The 16,582-nt window shown below is 70.1% G+C and carries 15 protein-coding genes and 1 pseudogene; 9 read left to right on the top strand and 7 right to left on the bottom strand.

Annotation, left to right across the window (positions count from 1 at the left end; translation table 11 throughout):
• Nucleotides 1–27 precede the first annotated feature (27 nt).
• Nucleotides 28–771: a polyphosphate--glucose phosphotransferase gene (gene ppgK, locus M2157_RS17945; RefSeq protein ID WP_280862795.1), complete on the top strand. Its 744-nt coding sequence runs from the start codon at nucleotides 28–30 to the stop codon at nucleotides 769–771.
• A 41-nt stretch (nucleotides 772–812) separates the two neighbouring features.
• Here ppgK and M2157_RS17940 read toward each other — a convergent pair whose 3' ends face one another.
• Nucleotides 813–1,331 carry a DUF6542 domain-containing protein gene (locus M2157_RS17940; protein WP_280865714.1) on the bottom strand — a complete coding sequence of 173 codons (519 nt, stop codon included), beginning with the start codon at nucleotides 1,329–1,331 and terminating at the stop codon, nucleotides 813–815.
• A 177-nt stretch (nucleotides 1,332–1,508) separates the two neighbouring features.
• Between M2157_RS17940 and ychF the strand changes: the two genes are divergently transcribed.
• The gene (gene ychF, locus M2157_RS17935) at nucleotides 1,509–2,597 is read left to right on the top strand and encodes a redox-regulated ATPase YchF (RefSeq protein WP_280862793.1); all 1,089 of its coding nucleotides are present in this window, start codon (nucleotides 1,509–1,511) and stop codon (nucleotides 2,595–2,597) included.
• 211 nt (nucleotides 2,598–2,808) lie between these two features.
• Here ychF and M2157_RS17930 read toward each other — a convergent pair.
• Nucleotides 2,809–3,400: pseudogene (locus M2157_RS17930) on the bottom strand (ISAzo13 family transposase); the annotation flags it as partial.
• A gap of 325 nt (nucleotides 3,401–3,725) precedes the next feature.
• On the opposite strand from M2157_RS17930, the gene M2157_RS17925 reads away from it, so the two are divergent.
• From M2157_RS17925 to M2157_RS17895, 7 genes are all read left to right on the top strand, one after another.
• On the top strand, nucleotides 3,726–3,875 hold the full coding sequence (locus M2157_RS17925; RefSeq protein ID WP_280865713.1) for a hypothetical protein: 150 nt from the start codon (nucleotides 3,726–3,728) through the stop codon (nucleotides 3,873–3,875).
• Between the two features lie 102 nt (nucleotides 3,876–3,977).
• Entirely contained in the window at nucleotides 3,978–5,345 is a 1,368-nt protein-coding gene (locus tag M2157_RS17920; RefSeq protein WP_280865712.1) for a helix-turn-helix domain-containing protein, read from the top strand.
• A gap of 87 nt (nucleotides 5,346–5,432) precedes the next feature.
• Complete coding sequence (locus M2157_RS17915; protein ID WP_280862777.1) at nucleotides 5,433–6,521, top strand: hypothetical protein; 1,089 nt, start codon at nucleotides 5,433–5,435, stop codon at nucleotides 6,519–6,521.
• 65 nt (nucleotides 6,522–6,586) lie between these two features.
• Nucleotides 6,587–8,212, top strand: a complete 1,626-nt coding sequence (locus tag M2157_RS17910) for a condensation domain-containing protein (RefSeq protein ID WP_280865711.1) — start codon at nucleotides 6,587–6,589, stop codon at nucleotides 8,210–8,212.
• Nucleotides 8,209–9,495 carry an ATP-grasp domain-containing protein gene (locus M2157_RS17905; protein ID WP_280862775.1) on the top strand — a complete coding sequence of 429 codons (1,287 nt, stop codon included), beginning with the start codon at nucleotides 8,209–8,211 and terminating at the stop codon, nucleotides 9,493–9,495. The genes M2157_RS17910 and M2157_RS17905 overlap by 4 nt, the downstream gene beginning before the upstream one ends.
• 99 nt (nucleotides 9,496–9,594) lie before the next feature.
• Nucleotides 9,595–10,470: a fumarylacetoacetate hydrolase family protein gene (locus tag M2157_RS17900; RefSeq protein ID WP_280862774.1), complete on the top strand. Its 876-nt coding sequence runs from the start codon at nucleotides 9,595–9,597 to the stop codon at nucleotides 10,468–10,470.
• A gap of 20 nt (nucleotides 10,471–10,490) precedes the next feature.
• Nucleotides 10,491–11,045 (top strand): DUF2087 domain-containing protein, encoded by a 555-nt coding sequence (locus M2157_RS17895; RefSeq protein WP_280865710.1) that lies wholly within the window; start codon nucleotides 10,491–10,493, stop codon nucleotides 11,043–11,045.
• Nucleotides 11,046–11,126: 81 nt separating this feature from the next.
• Here the strand turns inward: M2157_RS17895 and M2157_RS17890 are convergent, their stop codons facing one another.
• From M2157_RS17890 to M2157_RS17870, 5 genes are all read right to left on the bottom strand, one after another.
• Complete coding sequence (locus M2157_RS17890; RefSeq protein WP_280862772.1) at nucleotides 11,127–12,617, bottom strand: AMP-binding protein; 1,491 nt, start codon at nucleotides 12,615–12,617, stop codon at nucleotides 11,127–11,129.
• 101 nt (nucleotides 12,618–12,718) lie between these two features.
• Nucleotides 12,719–12,916 carry an MbtH family protein gene (locus M2157_RS17885; protein WP_280862771.1) on the bottom strand — a complete coding sequence of 66 codons (198 nt, stop codon included), beginning with the start codon at nucleotides 12,914–12,916 and terminating at the stop codon, nucleotides 12,719–12,721.
• Nucleotides 12,917–12,927: 11 nt separating this feature from the next.
• Nucleotides 12,928–14,226 (bottom strand): glutamate synthase-related protein, encoded by a 1,299-nt coding sequence (locus M2157_RS17880; protein WP_280865709.1) that lies wholly within the window; start codon nucleotides 14,224–14,226, stop codon nucleotides 12,928–12,930.
• Nucleotides 14,223–15,239: an asparagine synthetase A gene (locus M2157_RS17875; protein WP_280865708.1), complete on the bottom strand. Its 1,017-nt coding sequence runs from the start codon at nucleotides 15,237–15,239 to the stop codon at nucleotides 14,223–14,225. The genes M2157_RS17880 and M2157_RS17875 overlap by 4 nt, the downstream gene beginning before the upstream one ends.
• Nucleotides 15,236–16,504, bottom strand: a complete 1,269-nt coding sequence (locus M2157_RS17870; protein ID WP_280868224.1) for a methylaspartate mutase — start codon at nucleotides 16,502–16,504, stop codon at nucleotides 15,236–15,238. The genes M2157_RS17875 and M2157_RS17870 overlap by 4 nt, the downstream gene beginning before the upstream one ends.
• Nucleotides 16,505–16,582: the final 78 nt, after the last annotated feature.

Raw genomic sequence — 16,582 nt, 5'->3', positions numbered from 1 at the left:
GTCAGTCGTCCGTCGTAACGTAGGGCCATGCAGATCTTCGGCTTGGACATCGGCGGATCCGGGATCAAGGGCGCCCCTGTGGACCTGGACAAGGGCGACCTCACCCAGGAGCGCCACAAAGTGTTCACCCCGCACCCGGCGACGCCCGACGGCGTGGCCGACGGGGTGAAGCAGGTCGTGGACCACTTCGGGTGGACGGGACCGGTCGGCCTGACCTTCCCGGGCGTGGTCACCGGCGGCTCGACGATCCGCACGGCGGCCAATGTCGACAAGAGCTGGATCGACACCGACGCGCGCGCGTTGTTCAGCGAGCGGCTCGGCGGACTGCCGGTGACCGTCGTCAACGACGCGGACGCGGCGGGCGTCGCCGAGATGAACTTCGGCGCGGGCAAGGACCGCAAGGGCACCGTCATCCTGCTCACCTTCGGCACCGGCATCGGCAGCGCGGTCTTCGTCGACGGCGTCCTCGTCCCCAACACCGAGCTCGGCCACCTGGAGCTGCACGGCCACGACGCCGAGAAGAAGGCCTCCAGCAAGGCCAGGGAGGACGAGGAGCTCACCTGGGAGCACTGGGCCCACCGCGTCCAGAAGTACCTCGCCCATGTGGAGATGCTCTTCTCGCCCGAGCTGTTCATCGTCGGCGGCGGCGTCAGCCGCAAGGCCCAGAAGTTCCTGCCGCACATCGAGGGCATCAAGGCCGAGATCGTCCCGGCGCAGCTGCAGAACAACGCGGGGATCGTGGGGGCCGCGATGCGGGCGGCGGAGGGTTAGAGAGGCGCAGCCGCAGGTCCGCTTCGTGCCGCCGGTCCTCGTCAGCGCGAGCGGCGCCGCACCAGCCGGATCCTGCGGACCAGCGCGATGATGCCGGCGGCCATCGTGCCGGCGTAGAGCCAGCCGGCCTGTGTGGCGAGCGCGGTGAACAGTCCCATCAGGCGGCCCGAGGTGCCGCCGCTGCTGTCGGCGACCGGGACGAGCCCGGCGGCGAAGGCGATCGGGACGATGATCGGGGCGGTCAGCGGATCGCCCCGGCGCATCCAGACCGCCGTCAGCACACTCACCGGCACGAACAGCACCCCGTACACCGTCAGCGACGAGCCGAACAGCAGCGAGACGAGGAAGCCGAGCGCGACCATCAGCCCGGCGCAGAACAGGCCGCCGCCGAGCCCGGTGAGCCGGGGGTTGGGCAATCGTCGCAGTGTCTGGACCACGGGCGGCGGGGGGCGGCGGGGCGGCGCCGGCCGTCGCTCACCGCGGGCCTGCGAGGGCAGCGGTGCTCCCGGGGCCGGGCGTCGCGTTCCGTTGTGCGGGGGGCGGGTCCTGTGTTGCTCCACTGGACCAACCTAGGTCTGTTTATGTGTGGAATCGCTCCTCGGACACGCGGTGGGAAAGACCTTGGCCATGCGTTCGAGAGGTCAGCCGGAGCGTGTTGCGGCACGCCGTAGACTGGTGGATCGGCCCCCTGGCCGCCAGTCTCCTCACGTCTCCTCTCACGTACGGGAAGTCGCAACGTGTCGCTCACGATCGGAATCGTCGGTCTGCCGAATGTCGGCAAGTCGACCCTGTTCAACGCCCTGACCAAGAACGACGTGCTGGCGGCCAACTACCCGTTCGCCACGATCGAGCCGAACGTCGGCGTGGTCGGCGTCCCGGACCCGCGGCTGGCGAAACTGGCCGAGATCTTTTCCTCCCAGAAGATCCTTCCGGCGACCGTCGACTTCGTCGACATCGCGGGCATCGTGCGCGGCGCGAGCGAGGGCGAGGGCCTGGGCAACAAGTTCCTCGCGAACATCCGAGAGTCGGACGCGATCTGCCAGGTCATCCGCGCCTTCAAGGACGAGAACGTCGTGCACGTCGACGGCAAGGTCTCGCCCAAGGACGACATCGAGACGATCAACACCGAGCTGATCCTCGCCGACCTCCAGACCATCGAGAAGGTCCTGCCCCGCCTCCAGAAGGAGTCGCGGATCAAGAAGGACATCGGCCCCAAGGTCGCGGCGGTGGAGGCCGCGCAGGAGATCCTGGAGAAGGGCGACACCCTGTTCTCGGCGGGCATCGTCCAGGGTTCCGGCAACGAGGAGCTCCTGCACGATCTGCACCTGCTGACGACGAAGCCCTTCCTGTACGTCTTCAACGTCGACGAGGACGAGCTGGTCGACGAGTCGTTCAAGGACGAGCAGCGAGCCCTGGTCGCCCCCGCCGAGGCGATCTTCCTCAACGCCAAGCTGGAGGCGGAGCTCGCCGAGCTCGACGAGGAGGACGCGATGGAGCTGCTGGAGTCGGTCGGCGCCGAGGAGCCGGGCCTCGCCACCCTCGCCCGCGTCGGCTTCAACACCCTCGGCCTGCAGACCTACCTCACGGCCGGCCCCAAGGAGTCCCGCGCCTGGACCATCAAGAAGGGCGCCACCGCCCCCGAGGCCGCCGGAGTCATCCACACCGACTTCCAGAAGGGCTTCATCAAGGCGGAGGTCATCTCCTTCGACGACCTGGTGGAGACCGGTTCGGTCGCCGAGGCCCGCGCGAAGGGCAAGGCGCGCATGGAGGGCAAGGACTACGTGATGCAGGACGGGGACGTGGTGGAGTTCCGCTTCAACGTGTAGCGGGTGACGTGCCACCACGTCGCTGATCTGGCAAATGTGCTGGTCAGGAAGGGTCCGGCTTTTCAGGGTCGGGCCCTTCGTTTTTTCCCGTGCTGGGATGGTGGTGGGAAGGGACGAGGCTGCCCGTGCTGGGCCGTGTTCTGGTCAGAGCCCGGAGCCGGGAGGCAGGCTGTCCTGCGGGCCGCCATTGGCACCCGGTGTTCATGTAGTCGCCGATCAGCTCCTTCTTCTTGCCCGTCGCTGATCACCGGGTCACCGGCGTCCCTGTGGTCTCGTGCCTGCTCATTGAGGTAGCGGAACTGGGCGTCCCGGGCGGGGTGCTGAGCGCCCTCGCTGGTCTTGGTGTTGGCCTGCAGGCTGAAGTCTTCCCCCCGCAGCAGGCGACCGTGTCGGCGCAGACCCCGTGGCCCTGCCGGGTACAGCTCCGCTGCCAGCGTCCGGGTCAACTTCGTCGGCCAGAGCAGCGGCGACATCGGGCCGCCCCGCTCGTCGGGCTCGACCAGCGCAAGTAGCGTCGGCCGCAGTCCTGGATCAAGGTCCACAGCCTTCTTCCGGCCCCTGCCAGGACGACGGACTCGCCCCAACAGAGCCCGACCAGACTTCAGTTCAGCCGCTCCGCGAGAGACCGTGCCCTCCCGCACCCCCGCCGCGACAGCAACAAGCCTGATCCCACCGTGCCCCAACGACCGCGCTTCCGCCCCTATGGCCAGCCGACGCTGACGCTCGTCCAGATGAGGCAAGACACCTGGAACCTCGCTGCCATGACGGCCTTGATCCCCTCCGGTCTCCCCATACCAGAACAACGAGCCCCACAGCCGGAAGCGACGACTTGTTTCTCGGCAAGGCCTTGGTGCGGAGTACCGCGGAGGCGGTTCAACGGTCGGTGAGAAATGTGAGGGTGGGGAGACATTCCCCGTCGACACCGGCACGAGGGGGAACGTCGGTCTCGCCTGGCGGCCGCGCACCCTTGTGTGAGGGCATGATTCTCCCCGTCTTCGCAGGTCATTGGCTATGTGACTGGAGTCTGTCCCGGTCAGGTATCGCATCGGGAATGGTTCAGGAACGCCGCCCGGCACGATGCGTGTTGTCCGGAAGACCTCCGGGCAACACCAAGGATCGGGGCGGGACATGCGGCACAAGCTGGCTGGGTTGATCGGGTTCTTCAGCGCTCTGCTTGTCATCGGGGTCGGTGTGATCGAGGTACAGCACCTGGGCGAGACACCTGCTGGCCACCACATGTTCGCGGAGGACAAGGGCCCGGCGACCATCGAACCGTGATCCGGGCGACGCGGGCGACCAGGTCCTCCGGATCACTCCGGGCGAGGGGCCGCCCTGAGCACGGAGTCAGTGGCGGGATGGACCCAGGAAACGGAGAGACAAATGAACGCCGACGTCTGGGCGCCGGGGCTCGGAGCGATGCTGCGGAACGCCCGCAGGAGGGCCCGGCTCACCCAGGAGCAGCTTGCCGGGCTGTCCACAGTCAGTGTGCGGGCCATCCGCGACCTTGAGCAGGAACGCGTGACCCGCCCTCGCAAGGAAACCCTGACGCTGCTCGCAGATGCCATGCGTCTGGACGGCACGCAGCGCGCGGCACTCGAACTGGCTGTCGACGGTGTTGCCGGGGAGTCCTTGCTCGGCGACGTGTACGGGGCGGACCTCGCGCCGCCGCCGACCGCCCTGCACCCGCTGGCCGGCCGCCGCAGCGAACTGCACACCCTGCTGACCCTGCTGGGCACCGGGAAGGAACGGCTGCTGACCGTTGTCGGCGTACCGGGCGTCGGCAAGTCGCGGCTTGTGCAGGAGGCAGTGACCGTCATCCACGACCGGGACCGCACCCCCGTGCTGTGGGTGACCGGCGACCGGCTTTCCGCTCCGGGTGCCGCCCGGGTCGCGGTATCCAGGCCCACCGGGCCGCAGGCGACCCTCGTGCGCTGGGTGCGCTCCTCCCTGGACCAGCGGCCGGGTCCGGACGGTGGACGCCACGAGGAACTGGTCTCCGTCATCCGGGACCGACCCACCCTCCTCGTGCTGGACGGACACGAGGAAGCGGCGGCCACCTCGCCGGCCCTGCTCAGTCTGCTGCGCTCCTGCCCGCGTCTGGTGGTGCTGATCACCGCCCGACGCCCGAACCCTGTCCCCGGCAGTCGGCTCTTCCCGCTGGCCCCGCTTCCGGTGGCCGACCCTGAAGACGAGTCGGCACTCGGCCTCATGCTCCTGCACGCCAGCCACATGCGTCCCGATCTGGCGCCGGACGACGAACTCGTGCAGACACTGGCAGAGATCTGCCACACACTGGACGGGCTGCCGGGAGCGCTGGAGGCGGCTGCTTCGTGGCTGCTCCTGTACTCGCCCGAACAATTGCTGAGCGTCGCGCGCAAGGACCCGCTCGCCCTCGTCGACGCGCCCGCCTCCGCGCCGGCCGGTGACGATTCCTGCCTGTCGGCGGCGCTGAGGGATGCGGTCCGGGACCTGCCGGCACGGCTGTTGCCGCTGCTGGAGACGACCGCCGCTCTGCCGCGGCCGTGGACCACGGACGAGATGTCGGCAGTGCCGTTCGCCCAGCCGCCGAGCGCCCACGACCTGCACGCTCTGCTGCTTCGCGGCCTGATCCGGCAGGTGCCGGTAGCTCCCGGGCGGCCACCCAGGTTCTGTGTGCTGAACGTCGTGCGCCGGCTCGCCGGGAGCACCTCGCTCCCGCACGTCTCGGGGCGGCAGCGACGTCCGATTCTCGACACCCAGGCGGCTTGAGGCACCCGACGGTTCTGATGAAGGTCGACGGAATTCCACCGTCTCCGCACGGCTGCCGTCCGACCGCAACGGCCGCCCCCAAAAGCCATGATCACGCCCCATCGTCAGACGCAACCCAGGATTTCCGAGGAAGCCATGACCACCTTTCAGCGCGGTATCCCTGAATTTCCGTTCCGTGGCCCCGTCGAGATTCTCGACTGCACCCTTCGCGACGGCAGCTATTCCGTGGACTTCCAATTCAGTGAGGAGGTCATCACGAACGTATTGTCCGGGCTGGAGATGTCCGGCGTCCGATATGTCGAACTGGGGCATGGGCTCGGTCTGAATGCTGGTACCTCCCTCAACAAGCCGGCGTTGGTGTCCGACGAGCGCTGCTTCGAGATTGCTGCGTCCACCCTTCGCGAGGCCCGGTGGGGGATGTTCTGCATCCCGGGCATCGCCCGTACCGAGCATCTACGGCAGGCCGCTGCCGCGGGTATGCGGTTCGTGCGGGTCGGCGTCGACATCACCGACGTGACTCCGGCACAGGAGTTCATCGAACTGGCCGGTGAACTCGGCCTCATCACGTTCGCCAACCTGATGAAGACCAACGTGCTGGACACCGACGGAGTGGCTACCGCCGTCGCGCGCTGTGCGGGCTTCGGAGCCATCGGTGTCTATCTCGTGGACTCCGTCGGTGGCTACCTGCCGACCGAGGTCGAGCCCCTGTTCCGTCGCATCGCAGAGACCGTTGACGTGCCGCTGGGCTTCCACGGCCACGACAACCTCGGCCTGGCCAACGCCAATGCCATCGCCGCCATGGAAGGGGGCGCGCACTTCGTGGACACCACTCTGGACGGCATCGGCCGCGGTGCCGGCAACGCCAACACCGAGGTCTTCGCGGCCATCCTGCGCAGCCGCGGCACAGGAAGCTACGACTATCGGGCCCTCGGCCGGCTGAGCGAGGACAGGATGCGCCCCCTGACCCGGCTGCACGACGACCGCCTCTACCAACTGGTGGGTGCCCTGACCCAGACGCATTCGAGTTTCTTCCCGCTGATCACGCGGTGCGCCGAGTCTGTGGACATCGACGTGTTCGAGCTGATGGAGGCGGTCGCCGACATCAACCGGGTCAACCCGACCGAGGAACTCGTCATGCGGGCCGCGAGTGATCTCGCCGCCGCCTGCGCGGCATGACCACCTTGTACAGCAAGCGGCTGCCTTCTTCTCCTCACTACGAACGTCGAAAGGACTCGGCAGGCATGGACACTCTGGCGGCCCCACAGGCCGACCTGGCCGACACTCTCCTGGCAGTGCTCCGCGAGGCGCTGGCCGTCCCCGACATCGACCTGGACAGCGGCTTCTACGCGCTCGGCGGGGACTCGCTGACCGCGGTGAAGGTGGTGGGCGCGGCTCGCGCCCGGGGTATTCCGCTGACCCTCCGGGACCTGATGGTCTTCCAGACGCCGCGTGCCCTTCTCGGCTCTCCCAGCCTGCGGGCGGCACGGGCAGCCACCACCGAGGTGGACTTTGCTGCGGCCCTGCCGCCGTTGACCGCACAGGATCTCGCCCTGGCGCCGGAGGGTGTCCAGGAGGTGCTGCCCGCGTCCGCGTTGCAGACCGGAATGCTCTACCTGTGCCAGACCAGCGGCGACCCGCGGCTGTACCACACTCTGGAAGGCTGGGAGGTCTGCGCCCCGTTCGACGAGGACACCTTCCGTGACGCGGTCACCGCCCTCGGCCGCAGGTACGCCGCTCTGCGCACCTCCTTCGACCTCGGGAACTTCTCCGCCCCGGCGCAACTGGTATGGGAGGAGGCCGCCATCACGGTGACCGTCGACCAGGCCCGGACACCCGCCCAGGTACGGGAACTGGTCGAAGACTGGTGCGAGAAACGGGCGGGCCTGCCGTTCGACTGGATGAGTGCCCCGCTGCTGCGCTGCCATGTGGTGAGTGAACCGGACTCCTTCCATGTCGTCCTCGCCTGCCACCACGCCGTCCTCGACGGATGGAGCCTCAGTCGTCTGACCGTCGACCTGATGGACCTGTACCGGGCGGCCTCGGCCGGCCAGGAGGTACGTCTGCCCGCGGTCTCCCGGCAGACCCAGCGGGCCTTCCTGGTCAACGAGCACGCGGCCGCCTCGTCCTCGGACGCCGCCGCCCACTGGCTCGCTCAGGCCGAAAATTCCGCCCCGCTCTTCGACGGCCCCTTGCCTGGCAGGGTCGCCGACGTGGCAGGGCGGCACGTCCTGGCGCTGGAGTCATCGCTGGTGACGGCGATACGCTCGACCGCCCGGATGCTCAGCGTTCCTGTCAAGGCCATCGCACTGGCCGCCCACGCCCGTGCCCTGGGTACCTGGGCCGGCCGGGAGCGGGACGTCGTGACCGGAGTGGTTTTCCCCACCCGCCCCGAGACCGAGGGCGCGGATCTGGACGTCGGCCTCTTCCTCAACACCCTGCCGGTACGCTTCGCCACCGTCGACGACACCTGGACCGGCCTCGTCAGAGCCGCCGCCGCGGCTGAGCAGGAGGGTGCCCAGTACGCGGCCTACCCGCAGGCCCTGCTGGTGGAGCGGCTCGGACGGCCCGCCTTTGACGTCTCCTTCAACTTCATGGACTTCCGTGCCTACGAGGAACTCGACCGGGCCGACTCCGCCCGGTGTCGAGGCCGGTGGGTGAAGGGCAAGCTGAGCTTCCCGTTCTGCGTCAACGTCGACATCACCGGCGTGGAGGGGCAGATCCGCGTCGCCCACGACGCCGCGCTGGTTCCGTCGGAGGCCGTCAGGCGGTACGCGGATCTGCTGAGGCAGGCCCTCACCAGCCTGGTCGCCCACCCCGTCAGTCCCGCCGCGGAGTCCCTTCGCACCCTCTCGGAGGTCGCCCGATGACCCGGCAGCGCCCGTTGTTCGCCGTGCTCTACGATCTGGGCGCGGTCCCGGCCGGCGAGATCGGCGCCGGCCTCGCCGACCTCGGCGACGTGGTCTTCCTCGTGCCCCGGGAGTCCGCGCACGTGGCGCAGCTGCGGCCCGTCATGGAGATGCTCGGCGAGGTGCGCACCCTCACCGGGGACACGGCTGCCGACGTGCGCCTGCTGCGGGAGATATCGCCCGACGCGGTGCTGAACTTCTGCGAGCACCTGGTCCGGCAGGCCGCCGAGTTCGCTGCCGCTCTGGGGTTGCCCGGAAACTCCTCGCACACGGCGCGGCTGTTCACCGACAAGGCCCTGCAACGCCGCACCCTGCGGGAAAAGGGCGTGGAGAAGACCGTCGCCCACCCGCTGGACACCCTCGGTGACTGGGACGCCGCTCTGGCGGCGGTCGGCCTGCCCGCCGTGGTCAAGCCCGTCGCCGGAGCGCTCAGCCGTCAGGTGCACGCCCTGCGCGACAAGGAGGAGGCAGCCGCCGTGCACGCACGGCTGGCCGCCCTGGAGGCCAAGGGCGCGTGGGTGCCGTTCGTCGTCGAGGAGTATTTGGAGGGCCGCCCCTGTGCGCCTTTCGGTGACTTCGTGTCCGTGGAGAGCCTGTGCCTGCCCACCGGAATCACCCACCTGGCGGTGACCGGGAAGACGCCGGTCATGCCGCCGTTCCGCAGCACGGGCCGTATCTGGCCCAGCCCGCTGCCGCAGGAGGAGGAGCAGGAGGTCGCCGACCTCGTCACCCGAGCCCTGGAGGCCATCGGCGCTGAGCGAGGGTTCGCCCACACCGAGGTGAAGTTGACCCCCGACGGCCCTCGCATCATCGAACTCAACGGCAGACTCTCCGGGTTCGTGAACATGATGTCGCGTGAATCCTGCGACCTGGACCTCGTGCGCATCGGTGCTCTCGCGGCCCTCGGTGAACCGATGGCCCTGGCGCCGTTCTCCTTCGGCGGGCGAGTGCACTTCCAGTACAACAACCTGGCTCCGCTGCGGCCGTGCCGACTGGAGGCGGTCCACGGTGCCGCAGCGGTCCGAGCGCTTCCCGGGGTCACTACCTACCGCGCCTTCGCCCACCCTGGCGACGATCTGCCCGGCGGCACCATGACCTCGTTCCTCGACGCCGTATCGGGGGTGTGCGACAGCCACGAGGCCGTGGTGCGCACCATCGAGGCGGTCCGCTCCGCGCTCACCTTCGACCTGCGCTTCGACGATGGCGTTCGCCCGGTCAACGGTATGGACCTGCCGCATTACTGACGCCCCACCACCGACGGCCGGACGGGCCGGATCGGACCAGACACCGAAGGAGAGAACATCGTGCGGCTGTGCACTGTACGTTCCGCGGACGGAGACGACGTGGGAATCGCGACCGGGAAGGGCCTGGTCCTGCTGAGCCGCGTCAACGAGGTCCGCGGCACCGCCTACGGCCCGACGCTGCTGGATGTCGTCGTCGAGGGGCAACGGGCCGCCCTGGAGGAGGCCCTGGCCGATCCGGCGGTGCTGGCGACCGCGGTCCCCGCCGAGGGAGCCGACCTCGGCCCGGTCCTGCGTGATCCGCCGAAGCTGTGGGGCGTGGGTCTGAACTACGCGGGACACGCGGGCGACCTGGACGTACGGCAGCCCACCGGTGCGCCCGGCTCCTACCTCAGGCCGAGCTCCACGGTGATCGGGCACGGTGACGACATCCTGCTGCCGGCCCAGTCGCAGCGGGTCACCGCCGAAGCGGAACTGGGCGTGGTGATTGGTACCACCTGCAAGAACGTGGACCCCGCCGACGCGCCCTCGGTCATCTTCGGCTTCACCACGGTTCTCGACATGACGGCCGAGGACGCCATCCGCGTCAACCCGCGCTACATTCCCTGGTCCAAGGCGTTCGACACGTTCTGCAGCCTCGGTCCGTGGATCGTGACACCGGACGAGGTGCCGGACCTGTCATCGGTGCGGATCTCGACCGTGGTCAACGACGAGGTCATCGCCTCCAACGAGGTGTCCGCGATGATGCGCGACCCCTATTGGATCGTCGGATACTTCTCGGGGGGCATGTCTCTGGAGGCGGGTAGTGTCATCGCCACGGGGACGCCCGGCGCGGGGGTCATACGCGACGGGGACCGGGTGGAGGCCCGCGTCACCGGTGTCGGCGACCTGTGCAACGAGGTCCGCCTGGCGGCCGCGGTCCCATGGGAGACCGCCGCAGACCGCCCGCAGGACGGGCCTGTCCGCATCAATTCGTGAGAGACATGGAAGACAGTGTTATGACACCAGAGTCTGTGGTTGGCCTTCTCGCCGAGCCCGTGCGGCTGCGTGTGTTCTCGGCCGTCGTCCTGGGGGCGGCCACTCTGCCGGAGGTCGTCGAGGCCGCCAACGTCTCCCCGAAGGAGGCGGCGGCCGCGCTGCGGCGTCTGACCGACGGCGGCCTGGTCGAGGAGACGAGCGAGGGGCTGCGGTCCCGGCACGAGGAGTTCAAGGAGATCGCCCGTGCGGCCCGGCCCGAGCGCTCCTCCGAGGAATACGGCTCCGGTGACGAGCAGACGGAGGCGCTGCTGCGTACTTTCGTACGCGACGGCCGGTTGGCCCGCCTGCCCGCCCAGTTCCGCCGCCGGGAGGTGCTGCTGCGGTACTTCGTCGAGCGTTCCTTCGATCCGGGTGTCACCTACTCGGAGAAGGACGTCAACGACAAGCTGCGTGAGTGGTGCGACGGGACGGAGATCGACCATGTGACGATCCGCCGCTACCTCATCGACCTGTGCCTCCTCGGCCGCGACGACAGCCGGTACTGGCTGCGCGAAGACGTGAAGCCCACGGTGTGAACCCTGCCGGTCGGGGGCCGTGCCGGACACTCGGGGCGGCCCCCGACCGGTTTCCGACACCAGGCCACGGCGGACCGGCCTTCAACGTCCCGCGTCGAGTAGGGCCAGCAGAGCTCGGCTGTCCACCTTGCCATTGCCGGTGACCGGGAAGCGGTCGACCCGGGTGACCACGTCGGGCACCGCGTAGGACGGCAGTCGGCGGCCGAGAAGCGCCCGGATCTCGGTGCATTCCCCGTCGTCGGCGGCCGCCGATGGGCCGTCATCACCGGTGTAGAACAGGGCGATTCCGTCGTAGGTGCCCAGTTCTCCGGGGATGGGTACGACCGTGCTGCGCGTGACCGGCGCGAGTGTGGCCGCGCAGCTCTCGATCTCCTCCGGCTCCAGGCGGTGCCCGCGTACCTTGAACTGGCGGTCGGAGCGCCCGGTGAAGCGCATCCTTCCCCGTTCATCGGCGTACCCCAGGTCACCGGTGCGGTAGACCCGCACACGCTCCCCGTCACGCAGCCGCACCCGGGAGAAACACGCCTCGGTGAGGGCGTCGTCGGCCAGGTAGCCGACGGCCAGTCCGTCACCGCTGACGCACAGTTCCCCCACCTCGCCGGGTGCGGCCTCCGCGACGCCGTCGAGCACGTGCACCGCGGTCGCCGGCACCGGGCTGCCGAGGGGAATGCCGTCCGGGGCGAGGCAGTCCTCCTCGCGGATGCGGTGCACCGTGGCGAACACACAGCTCTCCACAGGCCCGTACCCGTTGTACAGGGCGATGTCCGGGTGCGCCCGCAGGAACCTTGAGACATGGGAAGGGGAGAGCCGCTCGCCGCCGATGTACAGGCGCTCCAGGCCGGTGAAGCTCTCCGGGGCGTCCTCCACGAACAGGTTGAACAACGACGCCGTCAGCCATGCGGTGTTGACCCCGTGGCAAGCGGTCAGCTCCTCCAGCGTCGGCGGCAGCAGGTAGTCCGACTCCACCAGCACCCCGGTGCCACCCGTGGTCAAGGCGCCCCACAACTCCAGCGAGAAGGCGTCCCAGGGGGTGGCCGCGGCGACCGGCAGTACAGCCCCCGGCCCGAAGGCCAGCGGCCCGTCGGGGGCGAACAGCCGCATTGTGGCGCGGTGTGGCGAGACCACTCCCTTCGGAGCGCCCGAGGTGCCGGAGGTGAAGAACACACAGGCCGGCGACCCCCCGTGCAGTTGCGAAGGCTCCGTGTCTCCGACGCCGGGGTGTGCCGCGGCCGGTTCGGGGAGCCGGTCCTGGGTGATGACCCGTACAGGGGCGAGCCTCTCCAGTACCGCCGCGGTGCGTTCCGCAGGCCAGCGCGGGTCCAGGGCCGCGTAGGCGGCGCCCGTGGTGAGCACCGCGAGGAGAGCGGTGACCAGGTCTGGGGAACGTGGCAGACACACCGCCACGTACTGGCCGGGCCCGGCGCCCTCCTGTCGCAGAGCCCTCGCCCACTGTTGCGCCCGGTCGGCCAGCTCCCGGTAGGTGACGGTGCCGTTGCGGTGGACCAGCGCCGTGGCGTCCGGCCGGATCGCTGCGTGGCGGGCGACCGCCTGGTGGATGAGTTCTTCCGCCATGGGTGTCGTTCCCTTCGATGAGGAGGTGCGGTGTCGCGGGCGGGTGGCCCGGTGCGACCCGGGAGAAGCGGACTGCCAGGAGACGTCGTCTCTGAGAGAGCTCACGCGGAGCGGCGCCCGGGGGTCAGGGCGGTCCAGTGCTCCTCGACGTGGTCCAGACAGCCGCTGCGGGTGTCCGGGCCGTGGGCGGTGCGCCATCCGGCCGGTACGGCTGTGGCAGCGGGCCACAGGGAATACTGGCCGAGGTGGTTCACGAGCGCCAGGAACGTTCCCTCGTCGTCGAACGGGTTGCCGGTCATCACGGTCTCCTTCAGGCGGTGGTGTCGGGGCGGGCGGCAAGGGTCGCGGACAGAGCCGGCAGCGGCTCAGGCGGGTACGGTTCGGGCAGCGGCCACAGATCCTCCGGGCCCAGCTCAGTGGTGCGGTATTTGCCCAGGGCGCTGGTCAGCAGGCTGATCTCCAGTGCCAGGCAGTCCACCAGGCGCTCCAGCCCGTGCTCGGGGTCCTCGTCGGCGGCCAGGAACGCGGCGCGCCCGAGTCCGGCGGCGCGGGCACCCAGGGCCAGGGCCTTGACGACGCGGCTCCCCTCCCACATCCGGCCGGACGCCAGCAGGCAGGACGCGCCGGGCGCCACCCGGCGCAGGCACTCGGCGAGCGGCAGGCCGACGTGGTCGAGGAAGGCGGTGGGAGCCCAGCCGGAACCGCCTTCGGCGCCGTCCACGGTGACCGCGTCAGCACCCGCGGCCCAGGCGGTGGCGGCCGCCAGGCCCACGTCCCGGCCGGGGTGAAGCTTCACCCAGACCCGGGCGCGGGGATAGTTGTTGCGCATCAGCCGGATCTGCTGGCGCAGGATCTCCTCGGTGAACGTACCGGCACTCGCGCACCGCAGTACCTGCTCGTCCGTGTCCCCGAACAACGGGACAACGGCGAAGGACCGTCGGTCCACGCCGTCGCGGGCGGTGAGCGCCATGCCACCCAGGCCGGGCTTGGCGCCCTGGCCGACCTTGAGTTCGAACGCCAGCCTGCCGCTGTCCAGCAGCGGCCGCGCCGCAGGGTCGCTGTAGACGGCGTTCCACACCTCGGCGTCGGCGTCCTCGGTGCTCTGCTGCACGACGACGCCGCCGCTGCCGTCCGGCAGGTCGGCGGAGTAGGCGCCGATACGGGCCCGCAGCGATCGTTCGACGTTCGTGTCGAGATGGCCGTAGCCGTGTGAGGGGACGACGTTCTCCCCGATGACCATGGGCAGGCCGAGCCGTCCGGCCTGCCGGCTGAGCGCTTCCGCGAGGCCGCCGGCGGACACCTGGGTGGACCCCAGCGCGGAGACGTACAACGGTAGGGGTGAGGAGAAACCGCCGATGCCGCAGGCCAACCGGACGTCACCCGGTTGCGGTTCGCGGCCGAGATCGATGAGCTTCTCCAGCCGTCCGGGCATGAACACCGGTGGCACCAGGCGCAGACCGTCGATGGCGTCGCCGCCGGGCGCGACCCCGGCCCCGTAGACGGAGTGCCCGTACTCCTGACGGGGCGGGAACGCGCGGGCCGCGCCATGGCGGGCCCGTTCTCGCACCTCCCGTTCGGGGAACCCGGGTGCGCGCAGAGCTGTCCTCACGGCGAGACCACCCCCGGCAGCTTCGGGAAGGCGGATGCCTGCCACACCTCGTCCAGACCGGCGAGGTATCGGGTGAAGCGCTCAAGTCCGAGGCCGAATCCGGCGCTGGTCGGCAGGCCCTGCCGCATGAGGGCCAGGTACCAGGCGTACTTCGCCGGGTTCTCGCCGGTCTCCCGCATGCGGGAGACGACGGTGGCGTAGTCGTTCTCCCGCTCGCTGCCGCTGCACAGTTCCCCATAGCCCTCAGGGGCCAGCAGGTCGAAGCTGCGCAGCGCGCCGGGCTGTTGCGGGTCCTCCTTGTCGTAGAAGCCGCGGGAACCCTTGGGATAGCCGGTGACGAAGAACGGCTGCTCGTGGTCGCGGGACAGCCGGGCCTCGGCCTCCCAGCCGATCTCGGCGTCGGGGCTCTGATCGTGTCCGAGGGCGCGCAGCCGCTCGCCGGCCTGCCGGTGGGTGGTGTGGCCGAACGCGCCGCGCAGCGCGGCGGCCAGGGCGGCGGTGTCCCGGCCCAGCAGCGCCAGTTCGGCGGGGAAGGCATCGAGTACGTGCCGCGTCACGTGCTTGACCAGGTCCTCGATGATGCGCAGGATCTCCTGCCGGTCGGCCCCGGCGACCTCGACGTCGATCTGGTGGAACTCCACCAGGTGGCGGCTGGTCGAGGAGGTCGCGGGCGGTTCGAGCCGCACGTTGGGGGCGACGTAGAAGAATCGGTCGAAGGCGAGCAGCGAAGCCTGCTTGTAGAGGATGGCGGAGGACATCAGCTTGTAGCGGTGTCCGTAGAAGTCGACGTCGACCTGCTTCGAGCCGCGCGCGCCGGGGTCGGTGACCGGTCCGATGACCGGTGGCAGCAGTTCGGTGAAACCCCGCCCGGCCAGGTGGGCACGGGCAGCGGTAAGCATGCCGTTCTGGATTCGCAACACCGCGCGGGTGCGGGGCGAGGTCAGGTGCTCGCGGGGGTCAGCGGGCGGCAGCCCGGACGGCGCAGCGACGACGGGTTCGGTCAGTAGGGTCATCTGGTGAGCTCCAATGGGTCCAAGGTGCGGGTGGTGTGGTCGGCCGGGCTGAGGACGGGGGTGTCGAACCGCGAGGCCATGTATGACAGGGACGCGAGCAGTTGGGAGGCGGAGAGGCGGTCGGCTGAGGGGCGGCGAGCGCTGCGCGGCAGCGGCAACGCGCCGAGGTCGGCCCAGCGCAACCGACCGTCCCCGTCGACGAATCCGCGGGCCCGCCCGGCGTTGTCGGGATGAAGGCAGTAGGGGACGTCGAGGTAGCCGCGGGCGAAGGCACGCTCCAGCGCCGTCCCGATGTCCGTGTGCAGTTCCAGTACGGCCTCGACGAGGGCGCGGGCCTCCGCCAGCACACCTGTGTCCTGGGCGGTGGCGGGCAGGCCGGCGGCCCGTTCCCGGGCTGCCGCCGCGCTCGCCACCTCAAGCGCCGTCACGTTCTCCGCGACGGTGGGGATGCGGTGGGCCTCGGCGGTCGTCTTGACGATGAGCCTGGCGGCCCCGGTGCGCACCGCCAGCCGGGCACTGAGCGCGAGCAGTTCGGTCGCGCCCTTCTTGGTACGCGGGAAGAGGCCCATGTACGTGTACAGGACGATGTGCCAGGCGGTGTCGGGGAGCAGTTCCGTGGCCAGGCTCCTCAGCGCGGCCACCGCCTCGGCGTCCTGCTCCGGGCTGGTCTGCTGGGCATAGCTGAGCGAGATGCTGCGCAGGCCGTGCTGGTGGAAGAACATCGCCTCCAGCACGCTGATGGCCACCAACATGCTCGGTGGGCACAGTTGCCCGAGCATGCACCCGCCGAAGGTCTCCAGGTGCGGATCGGCGCCGGCCGCCCGGGTCTGGGCGAGGAGACGGCAGCAGCGGGCCCAGTCGCGGACCGAGTCGCGCAGCGGCCGGCGGCTGTAGGGGAGGCAGTAGGAGACCGGTCCGCCCTCGGTGGCGACCAGACCCAGGTCGATCGCCGACCGCACGATGGCGTAGGGGGACGCGGAGCCGTGGCGCACCTGGACGGGGAAGGAGTCGTCCCACACCCCGTCCAGCAGGGCGCGAGTAGTGGCGCTCGGGTGGGCCGGCAACGGGTACCCGTTGAGGTCCTGGCCCCGGTCGAGGGCGGCGCGGGCCGCGTCGTGCCGTCCGACCCGCGTGTAGCTGTCGATGGTCAGCGTGCCGACGGTGTCCGCCGCGGCCCCTTTGACCGCCAGCAGGCCGGCCCGCATGGCCGCCGCGTCGCCCATGCCCATGCGGGGCTGCACCACGAGTCGTCCTCGCGCCCGCATCCGTTCCACAGCCGCGCCGAAGGACGGGCCCGCATCCGGCCGGGGTGCCGCGGGCTGCGGGGCACGGAGGAGGGTGCG

This window comes from Streptomyces sp. SAI-127 (genome assembly GCF_029894425.1).
Lineage (GTDB): Bacteria > Actinomycetota > Actinomycetes > Streptomycetales > Streptomycetaceae > Streptomyces.
Note: the sequence above shows the minus strand (reverse complement) of the source record. Positions and strands in the feature narration are given on the sequence as shown.